General features: G+C 48.9%; 19 protein-coding genes. 13 read left to right on the top strand and 6 right to left on the bottom strand.

What is annotated here, in order from left to right; all coding sequences use genetic code 11:
• Window positions 1-344: 344 nt before the first annotated feature.
• Window positions 345-2009, bottom strand: a complete 1665-nt coding sequence (gene gldG / locus BWI93_RS12340; RefSeq protein ID WP_094811709.1) for a gliding motility-associated ABC transporter substrate-binding protein GldG — start codon at window positions 2007-2009, stop codon at window positions 345-347.
• A gap of 131 nt (window positions 2010-2140) precedes the next feature.
• Between gldG and BWI93_RS12345 the strand changes: the two genes are divergently transcribed.
• The 3 genes from BWI93_RS12345 to BWI93_RS12355 are packed head-to-tail and all read left to right on the top strand — an operon-like array spanning window position 2141 to window position 4562.
• A complete protein-coding gene (locus BWI93_RS12345; RefSeq protein WP_094811711.1) occupies window positions 2141-2650 on the top strand; it encodes an RNA polymerase sigma factor in 510 nt (169 codons plus the stop codon).
• Window positions 2651-2671: 21 nt separating this feature from the next.
• Window positions 2672-3574 (top strand): HEAT repeat domain-containing protein, encoded by a 903-nt coding sequence (locus BWI93_RS12350; RefSeq protein WP_094811713.1) that lies wholly within the window; start codon window positions 2672-2674, stop codon window positions 3572-3574.
• Between the two features lie 4 nt (window positions 3575-3578).
• Window positions 3579-4562 (top strand): hypothetical protein, encoded by a 984-nt coding sequence (locus BWI93_RS12355; protein WP_094811715.1) that lies wholly within the window; start codon window positions 3579-3581, stop codon window positions 4560-4562.
• Window positions 4563-4589: 27 nt separating this feature from the next.
• On the opposite strand, the gene BWI93_RS12360 is transcribed toward BWI93_RS12355, so the two are convergent.
• A complete protein-coding gene (locus BWI93_RS12360; RefSeq protein WP_094811717.1) occupies window positions 4590-5114 on the bottom strand; it encodes an NADPH-dependent FMN reductase in 525 nt (174 codons plus the stop codon).
• Between the two features lie 108 nt (window positions 5115-5222).
• On the opposite strand from BWI93_RS12360, the gene BWI93_RS12365 reads away from it, so the two are divergent.
• The 3 genes from BWI93_RS12365 to BWI93_RS12375 all read left to right on the top strand — a co-directional run bounded on the left by BWI93_RS12365 (window position 5223) and on the right by BWI93_RS12375 (window position 6973).
• The gene (locus tag BWI93_RS12365) at window positions 5223-5924 is read left to right on the top strand and encodes a DNA alkylation repair protein (protein ID WP_094811743.1); all 702 of its coding nucleotides are present in this window, start codon (window positions 5223-5225) and stop codon (window positions 5922-5924) included.
• Complete coding sequence (locus BWI93_RS12370; RefSeq protein WP_094811719.1) at window positions 5924-6493, top strand: Crp/Fnr family transcriptional regulator; 570 nt, start codon at window positions 5924-5926, stop codon at window positions 6491-6493. The genes BWI93_RS12365 and BWI93_RS12370 overlap by 1 nt, the downstream gene beginning before the upstream one ends.
• A 90-nt stretch (window positions 6494-6583) precedes the next feature.
• Window positions 6584-6973, top strand: coding sequence for a RidA family protein (locus BWI93_RS12375; RefSeq protein WP_094811722.1), 390 nt, complete (start codon window positions 6584-6586; stop codon window positions 6971-6973).
• Between the two features lie 78 nt (window positions 6974-7051).
• Here BWI93_RS12375 and fbaA read toward each other — a convergent pair whose 3' ends face one another.
• The gene (gene fbaA / locus BWI93_RS12380; RefSeq protein WP_094811724.1) at window positions 7052-8137 is read right to left on the bottom strand and encodes a class II fructose-bisphosphate aldolase; all 1086 of its coding nucleotides are present in this window, start codon (window positions 8135-8137) and stop codon (window positions 7052-7054) included.
• Between the two features lie 457 nt (window positions 8138-8594).
• Here fbaA and accD point away from each other — a divergent pair, with 457 nt between their 5' ends.
• From accD to BWI93_RS28755, 3 genes are all read left to right on the top strand, one after another.
• Window positions 8595-9449, top strand: coding sequence for an acetyl-CoA carboxylase, carboxyltransferase subunit beta (gene accD / locus BWI93_RS12390; RefSeq protein ID WP_094811729.1), 855 nt, complete (start codon window positions 8595-8597; stop codon window positions 9447-9449).
• A gap of 112 nt (window positions 9450-9561) precedes the next feature.
• The gene (locus tag BWI93_RS12395; protein WP_255157826.1) at window positions 9562-11478 is read left to right on the top strand and encodes a family 20 glycosylhydrolase; all 1917 of its coding nucleotides are present in this window, start codon (window positions 9562-9564) and stop codon (window positions 11476-11478) included.
• Complete coding sequence (locus BWI93_RS28755) at window positions 11421-12125, top strand: chitobiase/beta-hexosaminidase C-terminal domain-containing protein (protein WP_255157827.1); 705 nt, start codon at window positions 11421-11423, stop codon at window positions 12123-12125. The genes BWI93_RS12395 and BWI93_RS28755 overlap by 58 nt, the downstream gene beginning before the upstream one ends.
• Window positions 12126-12181: 56 nt before the next feature.
• On the opposite strand, the gene BWI93_RS12400 is transcribed toward BWI93_RS28755, so the two are convergent.
• The 3 genes from BWI93_RS12400 to pruA form a co-directional block, all read right to left on the bottom strand.
• Window positions 12182-13453, bottom strand: coding sequence for a T9SS type A sorting domain-containing protein (locus tag BWI93_RS12400; RefSeq protein WP_094811731.1), 1272 nt, complete (start codon window positions 13451-13453; stop codon window positions 12182-12184).
• A 93-nt stretch (window positions 13454-13546) separates the two neighbouring features.
• Window positions 13547-14386, bottom strand: a complete 840-nt coding sequence (mazG, locus tag BWI93_RS12405; RefSeq protein ID WP_255157828.1) for a nucleoside triphosphate pyrophosphohydrolase — start codon at window positions 14384-14386, stop codon at window positions 13547-13549.
• A 112-nt stretch (window positions 14387-14498) separates the two neighbouring features.
• Window positions 14499-16130 carry an L-glutamate gamma-semialdehyde dehydrogenase gene (pruA, locus tag BWI93_RS12410; protein WP_094811733.1) on the bottom strand — a complete coding sequence of 544 codons (1632 nt, stop codon included), beginning with the start codon at window positions 16128-16130 and terminating at the stop codon, window positions 14499-14501.
• A gap of 340 nt (window positions 16131-16470) precedes the next feature.
• On the opposite strand from pruA, the gene BWI93_RS12415 reads away from it, so the two are divergent.
• The 4 genes from BWI93_RS12415 to BWI93_RS12430 all read left to right on the top strand — a co-directional run bounded on the left by BWI93_RS12415 (window position 16471) and on the right by BWI93_RS12430 (window position 18916).
• The gene (locus BWI93_RS12415; protein ID WP_094811735.1) at window positions 16471-17094 is read left to right on the top strand and encodes a sigma-70 family RNA polymerase sigma factor; all 624 of its coding nucleotides are present in this window, start codon (window positions 16471-16473) and stop codon (window positions 17092-17094) included.
• Between the two features lie 327 nt (window positions 17095-17421).
• On the top strand, window positions 17422-17628 hold the full coding sequence (locus BWI93_RS12420; protein ID WP_094811737.1) for a hypothetical protein: 207 nt from the start codon (window positions 17422-17424) through the stop codon (window positions 17626-17628).
• Window positions 17629-17785: 157 nt separating this feature from the next.
• Window positions 17786-18358, top strand: coding sequence for a guanylate kinase (gene gmk / locus BWI93_RS12425; RefSeq protein WP_094811739.1), 573 nt, complete (start codon window positions 17786-17788; stop codon window positions 18356-18358).
• A 63-nt stretch (window positions 18359-18421) separates the two neighbouring features.
• Entirely contained in the window at window positions 18422-18916 is a 495-nt protein-coding gene (locus tag BWI93_RS12430; protein ID WP_094811741.1) for a hypothetical protein, read from the top strand.
• Window positions 18917-19110: the final 194 nt, after the last annotated feature.

Raw genomic sequence — 19110 nt, forward strand, 5'->3', positions numbered from 1 at the left:
GTATGGGTGCGTCCCGCCCGGTAGGCACAGCCTGCCAACTTTTGCGTCCGTAGCAAATGCTACGCACACCCCGTGAATCCAATGCGAATCTAGCCATGGGTTGAACCCATGGCTATTCAAATGAAACCCCTCCGGGGTTAAACGGTCATACTTTCCTATTTCATCTAGGCTTGCACTCTGCCTCACTAACCCCGAAGGGGTTCACTGTGCTTAGCCCCGTATGCAATGCGGGGAACGGCCAGCCCGGCAGGTATAGACTATCCACTTTTGCATCCGTAGCAAATGCTACCAACAACCCGTTCCGCTGTCTTTACCGGATTTATCCTACAAAACTGAAAACTCCCCTACACCGCATACTCCTTCCGCCGCCAGAAGTACCAGCCTCCTCCCAACAGAGCAATCAGTACCAGCGGACCGAGCAGATTCAGCACCTGCCAGGCCGTCCGGTTTTCGTCTACCTGTATTTTGTCGAGGGGGCGAAGTTTAAACTCCTTGGTACGGGCCGTAATGACGCCGTTATCGTCAAGCATGTAATCCATCGCATTCAGGATAAAATCCTTGTTGGCGTACACGTGCCGATCCGGACTGAAGCGGTCGAAGCCCAACGGTAAGGGTACTTCCCGCTTTGGATCAAAGTCATTGAGAGCCATATCCCCATCGGCCACCACCACAATTTTTGAAGGCTGATCTTGTATCGCAAACCCTTTGGCTCGCGGGTCGTCGGGTAATAAGCGATTCCGGAACAGCGACGAGAACTTCCCTTCCAGTAAATACGCTACCGCTTTCGGTCCACCGTTGTACTGCGTCGGATCGGGTTTTCGCCCCGCCTCATTATAGGGAATCACCGCCGGAGCGTGCAGATTTTGCGTATACGCGGAAGTGAATAACAAGGGCGTTTTGCGAATTCCTTCGGCTCCTACCGTATCGAGTGAACCCACGTAACGTCCGTATATGGCATCCAGATTTCGGGTGATGGGCGATTTCCCGAAGGAATTCAGTAACGGATAAAACCGCCAGGGCATTAGCTGAATGTTGGCTTTATCGCCCATCGTTCCAATGTTCAGTGGAATTTCGGCGGACAATAAATCTTTCACTACAACCGGGTTAGCCCGTAATCCGTACCGGAACAGCAGTTCGTCCAGCTTTAGATTCGTCGGTTGAGCGTAGACCCCTTCCCGGCCTACGGAATCCGTTTGTACCTGATCGATGAGGAACATGGCTTTTCCTCCATGCACAATAAACTGATCGAGCTTGAGCTGATCATCTTCCGAAAATTCCTGATCGGGCTTCACAACCAGTACGGCGTCGAGTCCACCCAAATTCGGAGACGTTTGCAGGTTGACCTGATAGATTTCGTAATGCTTCTGCAAAGCCACAATCAGATCCGAAATGCGTACGGGATTGAGTTTCTTCGAAAATGTCGAAAGCAATCCGATCTTTTTCTTTTCCTTCTGGGTAAGCTCCCGTAAAGCCGTCGCCAGTGTGTACTCGATATTTTCCGCCGAAAGATTCAGGTTTTCCTGAGCGGATTTAGAAATGTTGCCTTTCAGTAATTGAACCGCCGTTTCCTTGTTCTGGTACGTCAGCAAGGCACCCGGCCAAACGAGTTTCTGCGTACGGCTATCTTCACCGCCTTCGACGACATTCGTCGGAATCAGCCCCTTTTCAGTCAGACTTTCGTAAAATGCATTGCGTTTCTCGCCATTCGTTTCCGCCGAGGGGTCGATGAATCGATACTCCAGGTGTCCGCCCGACTGAGCCTTAAATTCCTCCAGCGTTTCACGTACGGATTCCCGCAGGTGACGAAAGCCCGGATTTAGGTCACCATCTAGATACACCTTCACGTACACTTCCTCGTCCAGCTGATCGAGCAGGTTTTTAGTCGCATCCGAAAGGCTATACCGTTGATCTTCCGTCAAATCCAGACGAACGTAGAAAAAACTGGCCAGGACATTCAGGGCCACCATTCCAATGATTAAAAGCAGGGGACGCAGGTACTTGGATTTCATAGTGCAAAAATCACGCTTTTTACGGCTTTAGAACTAACGCCCCGCCCGATAAAAAATTTTCTTTCCTTAGATTGTAACCTTTCCCGCACCCTGGCGTATCCTTTCCCGAATTCTGAACCTTAGCCTACTCCATGACCGACGAACAGGCCATGCTAGCCGTCAAAGGAGGAGATCTGGACAAAGCGGCCATTTTGTACGAACGCTACAAAAAGTCGCTGCTCAATTTCTTCCTCTATCGACAACCGTCCCGGGACGTAGCCCGCGACCTTACCCAGCAGGTATTCCTGCGGGTGTTGCGGTATCGGCATACCTTTCGGGAAGAGGCCGTGTTCCGGACCTGGGTGTACGAAGTGGCCCGCAATGTATTTCACGATCACCTGAAAACGGTACGGCTGCAAACGAATGAAATTCCGGAACTACTGGATACGGAAGAGGAGCCGGAAGACCGCCATCAGCAATTACACCAGGCCCTGGGTCAGTTGCCCGATTCGTACCGGGATGTACTCTTACTCAGTCGGTTTCAGAATATGAGTTACGAAGAAATTGGGCAGGTACTCGGGCTGTCGGTGGCGAATGTGAAAGTACGGGCCTTTCGGGGCTTACAGAAGTTACGTGAATTGTATTTCCAGTTGAATGAATAAAGTCAACCAACGCATACGCTCGTGGAAAAAGATACGGTGATTATTGATTATTTGCTGGGACGCCTGCCGGAATCCGAACGGCTGGCCTTTGAGCAACAACTCGACGCCGACCTGCCCCTCAAGCAGGAAGCCGACGGATTACAGAAAATCTGGTACGATGTTCAGCAACAGGAAGTCGAGCCGGATGCCGGAATGGATACATCTTTCTATGCTCTGCTGGATCGGGAAAAAGAAAATCAGGCCCTTGAAAAAGCTCGCCAACAACCTCTCAAGGTCTTACCCCGCCGACGCTCTTACTGGCCTTATGCCGCTGTACTGGCCGCTTTCGGACTGATGTTCTGGCTGGGTCGCCTGACGGTTACGCCTACGGTACGGACGCTTACCGTCGAAAAAACGGTCATGCAACCGTTAACTACGCCGCCTTCGGAAGAAGTTGCCCAGATAGAAAAGCCGAAGACCGGGCAACCTAAAGAGACGTCGCTAACGAAAGTACAGCAGGAAGTAGCCACGCTTCGTAAGGAACTGAAGGTTACCCAGGAACTGGTCGTGCTGGGCTTGCTGCGGAAAGAGTCGGCGGCCGAGCGGCTGAAGGGCTTACAGTACGCCAGTCATTTGCCCGAGTTAAAACCGGAAGTATTACGCAGTCTGGTACGAACCCTTCGGCAGGATGAGAATATCAACGTACGACTCGCCGCCATTGAAACCTTACGGGCGTATGGACAAAATCCTAAAGTTCGGGAAGCCTTTCTGGCCCGGCTGGAAACCGCCTCCGAAATTCCTGAGCAACTCAGCGTCATGGAAACGCTGGTGGGCTTACGCATCCAGGAAGCTCTGCCCCAACTCAAACACCTGACCGAAGACGAAACGGTCGATCCCCTCATTCGCCAAAAAGCTCAGCAAAGCATTCAACTATTAACCATTTAATGTCATGAAAAAAGGATTTATCGCGGGTTTGATCCTGCTAAGTAGCAGCCTTTTCGCTCAGGAAAAACCGAGCACCCAAACCTACCGTACCACCTTCGCGGGGAAGAAAGTCGTACTCCGGATTGAACATGCCAACGTAACGATCCAGGGAACGGATGGTAACGAAATCCTAGTTGAAGCTCAGGGCATTACGCCGCCGCCCAAAGAAGCCGAAGGCCTGCGACCCGTCGGAGGCGGCGGTACAGATAATACGGGAATAAATCTTTCGGCTCGTACGGAAGGCGATGTGCTCAATCTCACCACCAGTATCCGGCAGGATGGCATCAGTTATGTCATTCGGTTGCCACGCCGTCTGAATGTAAACTGGCAATCCAATAACCGGTACGGCTTCGATGATTCAGAACTATCCATCAACGGAATGCAGGGCGAAATTGAAGTTCGTACGGCTTCCACCGCGATTAATCTGAAAGACATTTCAGGGCCGGTCATTGCGTATTCCTCGATGGGCAAAATCAACGCTCAGTTCAGTAAGGTGAATCAGAGCAAACCCATTTCCTTATATTCAGGCCACGAGTCCATTGATATCAGTCTTCCCGCAGATACGAAAGCTCAGGTAGCTTTATTAACGTCGATGGGTAATGCGTTTACCGATTTTGACATCAAGCCGCTACCAGATTCGCTAGTGAAACGTTCTAAAACCGCCCGAGCCGTTGCCGGCATCGGGGTTAAGGGATCGGCCATTAATATTCGTCGAGAACTAGCTACCGCCGATAAGACACGCGATTTGGCGGCTAAACAAATAACAGTCGCTGACGGGGAGATCATTTCTGAAGCTACCACCATCAATGACCTTGTTGAGTCTGGAAACGCTGCTGTATTTTTTCCTTCGCCGGGATCTTCGGGTACCCAAGGAGTCATCAATACTCCCGGCGTTTCCATTACCGTCCATTCCTCCATGGGAAATATCTATTTGCGGAAACGCAAGTAATCGATACCGAGCTTCTGAGTGCATCACTCAGAAGCTCACCAGTGTTTCTACCTGCTGACGAATCAGGGTCTTGATAAACTCGTCCTGAATTTCGCCTTCCACCCAGTTCTTTTTCAGGAACGGAATCTTCACCCGCAACCCCAGTACCGTTGCGTTCATAAAGCTCATAATATCCGTCAGGTGACTCATGCCCAGCGGATTCCCGCTTCCCCCGTCCGAAATTCCCACCAGAGCCACCATCTTACCGCTCAATTTACTGGGATAATGGAATCCATCCAGAAACGCTTTCAGTACACCCGGAAAAGACCCGTTGTATTCGGGGACGATAAAAATCAGCTTACTCGCGTTTTCAACCGAATCCCGAATGGCATTGAAGGCATCGTGCTTGCCAAAGTTGGCGTACAGAGCCGAGTAGATAAAGTCAATGGGCAAATCCGCCAGATCCACAATACGGGCTTCGGCTCCCGCCTGCTGAATCTGTTGCCGGTAATACTCCGCAATCTGACGACTACGGGAATTTTTCTGATTCGTTGAAGAAACGATGGTGATCATGAGTAATTTGTCTTTTCTTAGGTACCCTTTTGCCAGCGTAGCTAGATTACTGCAAGGTAAAAGGTTTCTCAACTTTTGAAGTGATTGTCGTTTATTTCCATTGCCCGTATGGACCAACCTTCCATCCTCAGCCTGTTTGAATCGCAGGCCAATCCGGAACGAGCGGCCTTTGTTGCCCGTTACTTTAAAACGGGTCCGGGGCAATACGGTGAAAACGATTTGTTCCTCGGGCTTTCTGTGGGACAAACCCGGGCCATCGCCAAACAGTTTCGTACCCTGCCCCAGAAAGACGTTTTGAGTTTATTACAGAGTCCCTATCACGAGCATCGGGCGGCGGCTCTGTTTATCTGGGTTGATCAGTTTAAGAAGGGTAATCCGCTCCAAAGGATGGAAATTTTTGAAAGCTATCTAGCCCATCGGCAGTACGTGAATAACTGGGATCTGGTTGACGTTTCCGCCCGTGATCTTGTTGGAGCTTTTTTGTACGATCAGGATCGAAGTCTATTGTACGACTATGCTCAGTCCAATCATCTCTGGAGCGTCCGTATCGCGGTCATTGCTACCCTGTACTTCATTAAAAGGAAGGAATATACCGATACGCTGGCTCTGTGTTCCTTACTCCTTTCGCATCCGCACGACCTGATTCACAAAGCCTGCGGCTGGATGCTCCGGGAAGTGGGCCAACAGGATCGGGAAGTTTTAACGGAATTTCTCGACGAACATACCCTACAAATGCCCCGTACGATGCTTCGCTACGCCATTGAAAAATTACCGGAATCCGAGCGACAGTATTATTTAAAGTTGAAGTAATGCAGGAAGTATTAAGAGCCCATCTGGAGCAAATCATACCGTTGACGGACGAAGAATTCACCTTCATCGCATCGCACTTTATTCTCAAAAAATATAAGAAGCATCAGTTTCTCATTCAGGAAGGCATGCTCGTCAAGTACGTCTATTTTGTCGTTTCCGGACTTTTAAAACTGGTACACACCGACGATACGGGCAAACAGCAGATTATTTCCTTTGCTATGGAAGACTGGTGGGAAAGCGATTATCAGGCTTTTTATACGCAAACCGAAGCTACCTTTTCACTGGACTGTGTCGAAGATAGCGTCGTGCTTGGTCTTTCGCTGGAAAGCTATCAGACCCTTTGCGAGCGTCTACCCAAAATGGAGCATTTTTTCCTTCAGAAAGCGAACCGGGGGTACATGGCTTTGCAGCGGCGATTGTTATCGTTGATGACCATCCAGGCCAAAGAGCGGTACGAACAGCTCCTCCAACAATACCCTACGCTGGTTCAGCGAGTTCCTAAAACCTTACTGGCTTCTTACCTGGGTGTTTCCCGCGAAACGCTGAGTCGACTTTCTTTCGGCGTGTGATCTACATCACTCGAAAGCTGTGCGGTAGCTCACCGTTGGACCGTTCGATTCGCCGGACCTTTGTCCCGTTCATGTAAAGCAGCAAAGCAAATGGAAAAGCGAATCATTAACCCCTGGCAATGGCAGGACGCACGGAATTACGTACAGGCCGTAGAAGTAAAAAATGTAACCTCCACCCTCTATTGTGCCGGACAGGCATCCGTTTTAGCCGATGGTACGTCGAGTAATGCGGACATGAAAACTCAGTTGCTACAGGCCATCGAAAATCTGGAGCTGGTGATTAGTCAGGCGGGTTATACGTGTAAAGACATCGTTCGGTTAAACGTCTACACCACTTCTTCGGAAGAGCTTTTCGCTCATTTTGATATTTTTCAGGCATGGATTACCAGACACGGGATCCAACAGGCCAGTACGTTTTTTGAAGTAAAGACGCTTTTTGAAACGTTATCGGTGGAGCTGGAAGCGACGGCGGTGAAGTAGCTAGAACGCAAAAACGCTGGCAGAACGAATTCTGCCAGCGTTTGTAATGAAGTCCTCTCGTGGAGTAACCCCAAGTTACTATAAGTACTGATTCACGTTTACGGCGTTCAGATCTTCGAACGCGGCTTTCAGACGCGTAACGAAAGCCTTTTCACCTTCACGCAACCATACGCGGGGATCGTAGTATTTCTTGTTGGGAGAATCTTCGCCCGTAGGGTTACCGATTTGTGATTGCAGGTAGCCTTCTTTCGATTTGTAGAAGCCTAGAACACCATCCCAGTACGCCCACTGCATATCCGTATCGATGTTCATTTTGATTGCACCGTAGCTGATGGCTTCGCGGATTTCTTCGCGGGAAGAACCTGAACCACCGTGGAATACGAAGTTTACGGGTTTCTCTGCTTCCAGACTGAATTTTTCACGGATGTATTTCTGTGAGTTATTCAGGATGACGGGTTGCAGTTTTACGTTACCGGGTTTGTATACGCCGTGCACGTTACCGAACGCCGCAGCTACCGTAAAGCGGCTGGAGATCGCGTTCAGTTTTTCGTACGAATACGCTACTTCTTCGGGCTGGGTATACAGACGTGAAGAATCTACGTCGGAGTTATCCACACCGTCTTCTTCACCCCCCGTTACGCCTAATTCAATTTCCAGCGTCATGCCCATTTTGGCCATACGCTCGAGGTATTTCGAAGAAATTTCGATGTTTTCTTCCAGCGACTCTTCTGACAAATCAAGCATGTGGGAAGAGTACAGGGGCTTGCCCGTCTGAGCGAAAAACTTCTCACCAGCTTCCAGTACGCCGTCAATCCAAGGAAGGATTTTCTTGGCACAGTGGTCCGTGTGCAGTACGACGGGGACACCATAGCGTTCGGCCAGTAAGTGAATATGTTGAGCTCCTGAAATAGCTCCGGCGATAGCGGCTTGTTCGTTATCGTTTTTCAGGCCTTTTCCTGCGTAAAACTGAGATCCGCCGTGGGAAAACTGAATGATGACGGGAGAATTCAGGTCGCGTGCTGTTTCCAGTACTGCGTTTACCGTACTGCTGGAAATAACGTTGACAGCCGGAAGAGCAAATTGGTGTTTCTTAGCGAGTTCGAATAACTCCTGAACGGCATCTCCTGAAAGAACGCCCGGAGCAATTTGAGTTGCATTGGCCATACTAAGCGTTGAAATGTGATGATTATGAACTAAATTTTTTTACTCGTATCGAAAGAAGTTCGTCGTTTTGAAACGGTGTATCCCGTTGAAACCAACCCTACGAGGTTCGTTGTACGAGAACTTCAAGTTGATGAAGAAGAAGCATCTCACCAGAATCTTTCCGGCCTGACCGGAAGGCAGCTGGCAATCAGCGGCTACAAACTTAGGCATTTTTCCTTCATCCGTCGTACTTCCATTTAAATAAGGTACAGAATCACTTTTTCGTTTCCAATCGGGGCCTGAAAAATCCAAAAAATCATAAAAAATGCATTAAAGCCGCCTCGAAAAGTACAAAAACTAACCAATAGCTAGTTTGCAAACCTAGGAATGGCCTATCTTTGATGTCCCAAATCAAGCTTTAGGTTTAGTGCCCGTCTGTTAGGGCGGCCTAAGCACTAAACTTCAAAAACTCTAACACATGTCTTGGTTCACCCGGAAAGACAAGGGTATTCAAACCCCCACTGAAGCCAAGCGGGAAGCTCCCGACGGGCTTTGGTACAAGTGCCCTCAGTGCGGGAACATCATGCATACCCGCGAGCACAAGCTGCAGGCTTATACCTGCTCGAAATGCAATTACCACGAAAAAGTCGGTTCGCAGGAATACTTTGAACTGCTCTTCGACGATACCCTTTATACCGAACTTGATCCGACGATGACGTCGGACGATCCGCTCCACTTCAAAGATACCAAAGCTTATCCCGACCGGATCAAGGCTACCGAACGTAAAACGGGGCTGAAAGATGCCGTTCGTACGGGTTATGGCAAAGTACACGGCATCGATATGGTGGTGGCGTGTATGGACTTTAACTTCATCGGCGGTTCGATGGGTTCGGTCGTGGGCGAAAAAATCGCCCGTGCGATGGATTACTCGCTGAAAAACCGGATTCCGTTACTAATGATTTCCAAATCGGGAGGTGCCCGGATGATGGAGGCGGGTTTCTCGCTCATGCAAATGGCGAAAACGTCGGCGAAAATCGCTCTGCTCGATCAGGCCAAAATTCCGTACATCTCGCTTCTGACCGATCCTACGACGGGTGGGGTAACGGCTTCGTTTGCCATGCTGGGTGATTTCAACATCTCCGAACCCGGAGCCCTCATCGGCTTTGCGGGTCCCCGCGTCATTCGCGAAACCATTGGTAAAGATCTGCCTAAAGGCTTCCAGAGTGCCGAATTTGTGCAGGAACACGGCTTCCTCGACTTCATCGTGGATCGCAAGGATTTGAAAGATCGGCTGGCGAAATTGCTGGAAATCATCTGGGTCAAGCCTGCGTAAAACCCTGTTTCAGTATAAAAAGCCTGGGTCCCACGACTCAGGCTTTTTTCGTGTCCGTTCGGACCGTTTGTTCTTAGTATCTTTATCGCAACCATTTTAACTTCTTCACTGTATGCGTGGTCGCTTGTCGCTGGCTTTTCTATGGCTCTGTACCTTATTCTTTGTCGGTTGTAAATCTTCGGAAAAAGCATCGGAGGGTTCTTCGGTAGCGATTTCCTGGAAATTGATTTCCAACTTTACCGATACTCCCTCCGGTTTTAAAGCCCGTTTTGTCTTCAAAAATAATGGTAGTGAAACGTTGGGTAACAAGGGCTGGACGCTGTTTTTCAACATGTCTCCCCGCCCGATTCTGGCTTCCAAAACACCGTCTCCGGCTACCGTCGAACACATCAACGGCGATTGGTACAAGCTCACCCCCAACGAAAGTTTTGAGCTGAAACCCGGTGCCAGTCTGGAAATTCCCTACGAAGCTTCGGTCGCCATCATCAAGGAAACGGATGCTCCGATGGGTCTGTACTTTGTGCATACGGATGGGAAAGAAGAGAAAATCGAGGAAGTAGCCGACTATACAGTCGAACCATTCACGGAAAAAGAACAAATCCTACGCGGTTCCAACGATCAGGTTCCTTTGCCTACGGCGGCCTATCAGTATCAGCAAAATGCGGGACTAAGTCTGGTTTCGCCGGAACAACTGCCGGTCCTGATTCCGTCTCCGGTGAAGGTTACGAAAACGGCGGGTTCCGTTAGCCTGACGAAAGAATGGCCCATTTACTACGCGAAAGGGCTGGCCAATGAAGCTGCGTTTCTGGCCCAACGCCTTCAGGTACTGACCGGCACCTCATTTACTACGAAAGAAGGAACGAGTACGGAACAACGCATTCAACTGAGTACGGGCTCGGTAGCCGTAAATGGTGTTACGAGCGAAGCCTATCAATTGAACGTAGCTGCTAACGGTATCCAGATCGTGGGTAGTGATGCCGCCGGGGTTTTCTACGGCGTAGAAAGTTTACTGGCTTTGGCTCCGGTTGCCGCGTACCAGAAAGCGACCGCTCCTCTGGCCCTGCCGCAGGTACAGATCGAGGACGCACCCCGCTTCAAATTCCGGAGTATGCACTTCGACGTTTGCCGAAATTTCCAGACCAAGGAAACGGTCAAACGCATGCTGGATTTACTGGCTTTCTACAAAATCAATCACCTGCTGTTTTACCTGACGGAAGACGAAGCCTGGCGGCTGGAAATTAAGAGTCTGCCCGAATTGACCGAAGTAGGTTCGCATCGCCAACATACGGCGGGTATGCAAACGGCAGCCCTGCACCCGGCGTACGGCTCCGGTCCCCACGCCGATGCCAAGGGTAAATACGGCAGTGGCTACTACACCCGTCAGGACTTTATTGATATTCTGAAATACGCTCAGGAACGGCACATTCAGATTATTCCGGAAATCGGATTTCCCGGTCACTCGCGGGCGGCTATCAAATCCATGGAGGCTCGGTACGAACGCTTCATGAAAGAAGGCAAAACGAAAGAAGCCGAAGAATTCCGACTGATCGATCCTGAGGATAAATCGGTTTATAGCTCGGCTCAAGCCTTCAAAGACAACGTGATCTGCGTCGCCCGCGAATCAGCGTATCATTTCTTTGAAACGGTAATTGCTGATGTAGCGAAGATGTACGACGAAGCGGGATTGAAACTGACCGTACTCCACGTTGGTGGCGACGAGGTCCCGCAGGGCGTCTGGACGAAATCACCAATGGTAGACGAGTTGCTGAAGAAACATCCCGAAATCAAAGGCCCCCGCTATTTACAGAGTTATTTCTTCGGACAAATGCTCCATCGCCTGAAAAAATATAATCTGGAAATTCATGGTTGGGAGGAAGTAGCCCTGAATGTAGATGCCTCGGGTCAGTACGTAGCCAATCCGGATTTGTGGGCAAACGCGTTGTTCCGTACATCTGGAATAACGTATTCGATGTGGATCTGGGATATCGCATGGCCAATGCAGGTTATCCGGTGGTGCTGTGTAATGTGACGAATCTGTACATGGATCTGGCCTACAATAATGATCCGAAAGAACCCGGTTTGTACTGGGGCGGCTTTGTCGGTCCGAAAAACGCCTGGACCTTTGCTCCCTACGATTTCGCCAAGACTACCTATACCAATTCACTGGGCAAACCGCTGGATTTTACGGGCAAGCAGAAACTCAAAAATCGTCAGAACATTCTGGGCCTGGAAGCTCAGTTGTGGAGTGAAACCGTAAAAGGTCGCGACATGATGGAGTATTATGTGCTACCGAAACTGATCGGTTTTGCGGAAAGTGCCTGGGCAGTCGAGCGTCCCTGGGAAACAATCGAAAACCGGGATCAACGCGAGAAGTCCATGCAAACGGGCTGGAATGTATTTGCCAATACCCTGGCCCAACGCGAACTCCCCCGCCTGAGTTACTGGAATAATGGCTATAACTATCGCATCCCAACGCCCGGAGCAGTTCTGGAAAACGGTACGCTCCAAGCCAATGCCGAGTATCCCGGCCTCCAGATTCGGTATACAACAGACGGCTCCGAACCCGGACCGCAGTCTACGCTGTACCAATCACCCGTGCCGGTACAGGGAACGGTGAAACTAAAATGCTTCGATTCGGCGGGTAAATCTAGCCGTATGGTTACCGTGGGTAAGTAAGCCTAGCTGTAAACGAAAAAAGGCAGTCAGGGTCTACGCTCTGACTGCCTTTTCATTTATTCGACCACGATTCGTCTGGTTACTACCTCGTTTGCCAGCGTGGCTCGGAGTAGATACAGCCCTTTAGGTAAGCCTTGCTGTAGTTGAAGATCGTCCTGATTGCCATTCGCACGCGTAATTTTCATTGGAATTGGCTCACCCTGATGGGTGTATAATTCGTAAGATACATTACGAGCGGTTGTCCGTACCGTAAATTGCTGGGCGTTTAGCAAAGGATTTCCCAGAATCTGAACGTCTAATTCGGCAGACTCGGGTCGCTCAACCGATACGGTACGACATACGTATTCGGTGCCATCTTCGTCCATCTGACGTAAGCGGTAATAGCTTTTTCCCGGAAGGGGTTTTTCATCTGTACCCCAATACTCTTTCCGTTCGTCAGTAGTGCCCGAAGCTTCGTATGTTTTGAGTACCTCGTATTGTTCCGCATCTGTACTCCGCTCTACCACGAAAGAACGGGCATTTTTTTCGGAAGCAGTAGCCCAGTTTAAGCGTACCTGACTAGCGGAAGCTATAGCCTTGAAGTACAGCAGTTCAACGGGCATGGGCCCCTGGCTACCCAGAATTTTCAGGTTATCTACGGTAAGGGTACCATTGCTATTGTTCCAGAGAAATTTGAAGTCCGTCGGCGAAACACCAGTACTGAGTTCACTGGCTTCATCGAATTCCAGCGAATTATCGACCCAAATGTCCATTTTATTGGCTGCCAGACTACCCGTCCGCCCATCCTCATCCGTATAGGTGGTGGCATTCCCCGAAACGTTGAGTACCCAAGTGATGGTTTTAGTACCGGTGTATGGCCCTTTCGTTACGGAACCGCCGTCCTGTAAATGCAAATTAAAAGCGTTACCTGCGGTAGGGAAATGAAAACCTAAACGGGCAAAAACGCTGGCATTTGCTGGCAGACTTCCGTTATCGTTCAAATTACCGAAATACAGGTAATTGTACGGATTCACCGCTGCAGAGGGTTCCGCAATATCCACCGAAACCGTAAACTGCACGTAAAGAATGGTTGGATTGGCCGAAAAGAGATCATCGGTCTTAGAAAACCGAACCTGGCCACCGGACGCCTTCGTAAGCATTAAGGCTTCATTGCCGATACTCGCAGTTGAAGGCGTATTCCCTAGTATTTCGGTAAACTTGTTTGGACCGCCGCCTTTGTAATCCGCTACATTGGATGAGCTACTAAAATTTTGCTCGAAGTAAGTAGTGGTTTGTGCATATCCTGAGGATACGCACAAACCCATCAGTAATCCGTAGAAAAGTTTCATAACTGAAGAAGAGGTGATTATCGCCCTAACTTACCTACTCGATTACAGAACTTAACAATACTTAATTACTAACTTATTAAAAGGTAAAAATACTTATTTTTTTAATACCTTAGCTTCGTTCCAAAAGACGTCCATTTCGGCCAGGGTCATATCTTTCAGGCTTTTCCCTAACTCTTTGGCTTTCGTTTCAATGTATTGGAAGCGAGTAATGAACTTCTTATTGGTACGCTCCAAAGCCGTTTCGGGATTGATGTCCACAAAGCGGGCGTAATTAACCAGTGAGAACAACACATCACCAAATTCACTTTCGGCCCGTTCCGTATCATGCACGGCTCCGGCTTTAAACTCCGCCCGGAATTCGTCAATTTCTTCGCGTACTTTGTCCCAAACCTGTTCCCGATCTTCCCAGTCAAAACCCGCTCCACGAGCTTTTTCCTGAATTCGCATGGATTTCACCAGAGCTGGTAACGAACCAGGTACGCCACCCAATACTGACTTGTTTCCTTCTTTGATTTTTAGCTGTTCCCAGTTCTGCTTTACCTGTTCTTCGGTATCCGCCTGGGCTTCGCCGTAGATATGCGGGTGCCGATCCACCAGTTTCTTGCCCAGGCTGTCCATCACATCCGTAATGTCGAAATCGCCTGTTTCGGAAGCAATGCGGGCGTAAAAAACCAGATGCAAGAGTACATCTCCCAGCTCTTTTTTGATTTCATTGAGATCCTTTTCCAGAATTGCATCCGAAAGCTCATAGGTCTCTTCAATCGTCAAATGTCGGAGCGAATCCATGGTTTGCTTCCGATCCCAGGGGCAATTTTCGCGAAGCTCATCCATGATCGTCAATACCCGATCAAAGGCCATCAATTGTTGTTTTCGCCGACTGGGCAACTCCTCAAATACCCGGGGCTGCTGGGAAGGGTGAAGTTCTTTTTGCATAACAATACCGTTAAATCTAAAAGCAGTTAGGGTTTTGAGTGTAGTGTTTTGGAAGGAACCCCAGTCAAAACGCCAAACTCAAAACCCTAAACCTAATTACTCATTTATTCATTTATTCCGCTAAAAACGGATAGCGATAATCCGTTGCGGGTACAAATCCTTCTTTAATCGTACGAGCTGATACCCAACGCAACAGGTTTTGCATCGAACCCGCCTTATCATTCGTTCCGGAGCCACGAGCACCGCCGAAAGGCTGTTGACCCACCACGGCTCCCGTACATTTATCGTTTACGTAGAAGTTTCCAGCGGAGTTCACCAACTTACGGCTTGCCAGGTCAATGGCGTAGCGATCCTGCGAGAAGATGGCACCCGTCAGAGCGTACGGCGACGTACGGTCAATCAGGCTCAGCGTTTCTTCAAACTGCGTAGGTTCGTACAGATAGATCGTCAATACGGGACCGAAGATTTCCTGTTCCATCGTTTCCGAATGCGGATCCGTCGTCAGGATCAACGTCGGATTGATAAACCAGCCTTTGGATGAATCGTACGTACCACCCCAAATAATCTCGTTAGCCGGGTTTTGGCGGGCCCGCTCAATAAAGCCCGTAATTTTCTGGAAAGCCCGTTCATCGATGACGGCATTCACGAAATTCGAGAAATCTTCCGTCGGGCCTACTTTCATGGTTTCCAGCATGGCTTTCATTTCCGCCCATACGGATTCCCATAGCGTTGTGGGAATATAGGCCCGGGAAGCGGCGGAACATTTCTGTCCCTGGAATTCGAAAGCGGCCCGCAACAGGTTCGCCGCGTATGCTTTTACATCGGCTGATTCGTGGGCAAGCATAAAGTCCTTACCACCCGTTTCGCCCACGATACGCGGATAATACCGATAGCTATCCATATGGCTACCAATATTTTTCCAAATCGTCTTGAACACGGCAGTACTACCCGTGAAGTGAATACCCGCAAACTCAGGATGACTGAAGACCAGATCACCAATCATCGGGCCATCGCCTTGAATAAGGTTAATCACACCATCGGGCAAACCAGCTTCTTTAAGAATTTGCATCAACACATAGGCCGAATACATCTGTGTAGGGGCTGGTTTCCAGACTACCACGTTACCCATCATGGCCGCCGAAGCCGGTAAGTTTCCGGAGATTGCGGTAAAATTGAAAGGCGTTAATGCGAATACGAAGCCTTCCAGCGGACGGTACTCCACCTGATTCCAGATGGTAGGATCCGGAGAGATGGGTTGATTTCGGTAAATTTCTGTCGCAAAAGCCACATTAAACCGTAGAAAATCCACCCACTCACACGCAGCGTCGATTTCGGCCTGGAAGGCATTCTTCGACTGACCCAGCATGGTAGAGGCATTCAGCAGATACCGGTACTTGGTAGCAGACAATTCGGCGGCTTTCAGGAAAATCGCCAGACGTTGTTCCCAGGGTAATACCGCCCAGGCATGACGAGCCTGCAAAGCTACTTCAATGGCCTCGGTCACGTGTTCCGGACCGCCTTCGTAGAAATAGCCTAATACGTGCTGGTGATCGTGCGGCGGCGTAATGGCTACTTTTTTATCCGTACGAATTTGCTGATTTCCAATGTATAAAGGGACCTCAATCTCTTTCGAACGTAACTCAGCCAGGGTAGCTTTCAGTTTTTCGCGTTCAGCTGTACCGGGGGCATATCCGTAAATGGGTTCGTTTTTCGGGATTGGGACGTTATAAATTCCGTTGGACATACTACTATGATGAAGTTTGATTTTAGCAAGCTTAGAAATAGTAATGAATGAACTTTAAATCTGTTGTATGCAACACGAAGGCCATTCAAATAATTCAAATAGATTTGCGAAGGTACGGCTTTTCAAGAAATCCCTTTCAGAAGAATTTTTATGAAATCGTAAAATTTCACGCTTGATAGTCAGGGTACTAAGCCCTCAGGAAATGGTCTTTAGGTATGCAGGCACAGTTTTCTATAGACTTACACCCTATGGTTCAGCCATTTTGTCAGCAGTATTGAAGTGGCAGGCTTTTGTATTCATAATAATATTTTAGCTTTAGCCCGAAAAACTTATCACAGCCATGACAGCCGACGAATTTATCGCCGTCCGGCAATATACAGAGTCCGAAAAGTACGCCATCTTCGACCGGGAGCTTATGCCGCATATCCAGTCGATGTATAACTTTGCTTTTCGCCTGACTCAAGACGAGGACGATGCCAACGATCTGGTTCAGGACACCTATCTGAAGGCGTTCCGGTTCATCAATTCTTTCGAGAAGGGGACCAACGCCAAAGCCTGGCTGTTTCGGATCTTGAAGAATAGTTTCATCAACGACTACCGCCGTAAGTCGAAGGAACCGAATAAAGTAGACTACCAGGAGGTAGAAACCTACTACGATTCGGAAGAAATGGCGGGTACTAGTCAGACCACCGATTTGCGGGCCGAAACGGTTCAGGAATTGCTGGGTGATGAAGTCACGAATGCCCTGAATGCCTTGCCCATTGATTTTCGTACGGTACTGATCCTCTGTGACGTGGAAGGATTTACGTACGAAGAAATGGCCAAAATTCTTGATATCCCCATCGGTACGGTCCGTTCACGGCTGCACCGGGCCCGTATGTTGTTGAAGGAAAAGCTCAAAACATATGCGACCCACATGGGTTATGATACGAGTGAGCGTTCGGAAGACGAAGAATCCTTGTAAGACGGAAACTTTTTGGCGGAGAAATCTGCTATAGCATGGACTGCCTCTAGCAGTCCTATTTTTCTGTCTGCCAAAAGATTAATCGTTCGTCTTACTTTCTTCCAGCGTAACGTACCTTAAAATTTATTTTCGAAAGAATTATCTGTAACTCAGGAACCAAAAGAACCAGGTATTGATTTTGGCCTCAGTTTTCCACGTTTAGAGAGGTGCATTGAGCCCCGCTAATTATCTTATTTTATCATGACTCCCATGACACCCGAATCCAGTTCATCTGCCGAAGCAGAGAAGGTGGTTAAGAAAGAGCACTGCGAGAACCATGCTAATTGCATGAAGCTCATTCAGATGGCTTTGGACGGCGAAGCCAGTCCCGAGGAACTCGAACACGTTCGCCAGAATTTGGGCAATTGTCTACCCTGTAACCGCGGTTACAACTTAGAAAAAGCAATTAAGCAAGCCTTACAATTACGCGTTGAGCAAAAAGCAGTACCGCAAAGTCTGGTTGATTGCATCAAAAGTAAGATCCACGAACTTTAAAACGACCCCTATAGCCTTAAGACTATCCTTCTCATTCCTAAGAAGTTACGTTTTTTATATCCAATATTGATCCGTCTGATTTATTTTTGAGGCTATATCATGACCTCGGGGCACGCTCCGGGGTTATTCATTAACAGACCTTAACTATTCCATTGGTTTGAACGGTAAAGCCATTATTTTCTGTGCACCTTCCGGTTCCGGAAAAACGACACTCGTTAAACATTTGCTGGCCTCACAGCCCGATCAGTTCGGTTTCTCTATCTCTGCCTGCACGCGGGACAAACGCGGCCGGGCCGAAGAACACGGGAAAGATTACTACTTCCTGAGCATCGACGAGTTTAAACAAAAAATTGACGAAGACGCCTTTGCTGAATGGGAAGAAGTATATCCAGGTGGCTACTACGGCACGCTCAAGTCCGAAGTAGAGCGGGTTTGGGCTTCGGGCAAGCACATTTTATTTGACGTGGACGTACGCGGGGGTCTCAAGCTGAAGCAGTACTTTGGCGACCGGGCTCTGGCCATTTTCGTGAAAGTGCCTTCCATGGAAGTACTCGAACAACGCTTACGTTCACGGGGGACCGAAACCGAAGACAGTATTTCCAAACGTCTTTATAAAGTTCGCTTCGAAATGTCCTTCCAGGATCAGTTTGATGTCATTTTGGTTAATGATGATCTGGAAACGTCAACGAAGGAAACGGAACGACTCGTTTCGGAGTTTACTGCAAAATAGTTATTCGTTATTTGACGGAACTCGAAACAAATAACTATCCACCAACAACCAACCACTAAGATCATGCGAATTGCGTTGGAACATATGCCGGATCACGCCCGCCTTTGGGTGTATCAGGCCGATCGCAGCCTTTCGACGGCTGAACAGGAAGCCATCCAGCAGCAGTTGGAAGCCTCGTTTGAAGAATGGGCCGCCCACGGCCAACCGCTGACGAATGCGGTACAAATCGTGGAAGGACGCTTTGTATTACTGGCCGTTGATGAAAAAGCTTACGCGGCCAGCGGTTGTTCCATCGACGCTTCTACCCGAATCATTAGCCAGATTGGTCAACAGGCGGGTATCAACTTTTTTGATCGCTCGATTGTGTTCCGTACCGAACAGGGGATTGATTCGATAGACGGACTCAAGGGTAAATCAGCCGTAAAAGCGGGTACCATTCAAGCGAATACAATCTTATTTAACAATCAGGTAAAAACGGTCGGCGAGTTCCGTACCCAATGGGAAGTACCCGCGGCAGAAAGCTGGATGAAACGGTTTTTTAATTTGGTTGTGAGTTAATGGTTTTTTGTAGATAGTATAAAAAAGGCCCGAACGTTACAGAACGTTCGGGCCTTTTTCTTAAGTAAAACGGAGTGATAAAGGCTTATATAGAAATAAGCCAGTACCTTCAGTATGTCGTCTTGAACAGACGGAGTTTGGCCCTCTTCACTAGCTGTTTAGTAGCCCATGAGCCTCTCCACGCCTAACGACAG

The sequence above is a fragment of the Siphonobacter sp. BAB-5385 genome, assembly GCF_002261125.1.
In the GTDB taxonomy this organism is placed as follows: domain Bacteria; phylum Bacteroidota; class Bacteroidia; order Cytophagales; family Spirosomataceae; genus Siphonobacter.

Excerpts from the sequence above, each read along its gene's own strand:
- gldG (WP_094811709.1), bottom strand. The coding sequence starts at position 2,009 with ATGAAATCCAAGTACCTGCGTCCCCTGCTTTTAATCATTGGAATGGTG.
- BWI93_RS12345 (WP_094811711.1), top strand. The coding sequence starts at position 2,141 with ATGACCGACGAACAGGCCATGCTAGCCGTCAAAGGAGGAGATCTGGAC.
- BWI93_RS12355 (WP_094811715.1), top strand. The coding sequence starts at position 3,579 with ATGAAAAAAGGATTTATCGCGGGTTTGATCCTGCTAAGTAGCAGCCTT.
- BWI93_RS12360 (WP_094811717.1), bottom strand. The coding sequence starts at position 5,114 with ATGATCACCATCGTTTCTTCAACGAATCAGAAAAATTCCCGTAGTCGT.
- BWI93_RS12365 (WP_094811743.1), top strand. The coding sequence starts at position 5,223 with ATGGACCAACCTTCCATCCTCAGCCTGTTTGAATCGCAGGCCAATCCG.
- BWI93_RS12370 (WP_094811719.1), top strand. The coding sequence starts at position 5,924 with ATGCAGGAAGTATTAAGAGCCCATCTGGAGCAAATCATACCGTTGACG.
- BWI93_RS12375 (WP_094811722.1), top strand. The coding sequence starts at position 6,584 with ATGGAAAAGCGAATCATTAACCCCTGGCAATGGCAGGACGCACGGAAT.
- fbaA (WP_094811724.1), bottom strand. The coding sequence starts at position 8,137 with ATGGCCAATGCAACTCAAATTGCTCCGGGCGTTCTTTCAGGAGATGCC.
- accD (WP_094811729.1), top strand. The coding sequence starts at position 8,595 with ATGTCTTGGTTCACCCGGAAAGACAAGGGTATTCAAACCCCCACTGAA.
- BWI93_RS12395 (WP_255157826.1), top strand. The coding sequence starts at position 9,562 with ATGCGTGGTCGCTTGTCGCTGGCTTTTCTATGGCTCTGTACCTTATTC.
- BWI93_RS12400 (WP_094811731.1), bottom strand. The coding sequence starts at position 13,453 with ATGAAACTTTTCTACGGATTACTGATGGGTTTGTGCGTATCCTCAGGA.
- mazG (WP_255157828.1), bottom strand. The coding sequence starts at position 14,386 with ATGCAAAAAGAACTTCACCCTTCCCAGCAGCCCCGGGTATTTGAGGAG.
- pruA (WP_094811733.1), bottom strand. The coding sequence starts at position 16,130 with ATGTCCAACGGAATTTATAACGTCCCAATCCCGAAAAACGAACCCATT.
- BWI93_RS12415 (WP_094811735.1), top strand. The coding sequence starts at position 16,471 with ATGACAGCCGACGAATTTATCGCCGTCCGGCAATATACAGAGTCCGAA.
- BWI93_RS12420 (WP_094811737.1), top strand. The coding sequence starts at position 17,422 with ATGAAGCTCATTCAGATGGCTTTGGACGGCGAAGCCAGTCCCGAGGAA.
- BWI93_RS12430 (WP_094811741.1), top strand. The coding sequence starts at position 18,422 with ATGCGAATTGCGTTGGAACATATGCCGGATCACGCCCGCCTTTGGGTG.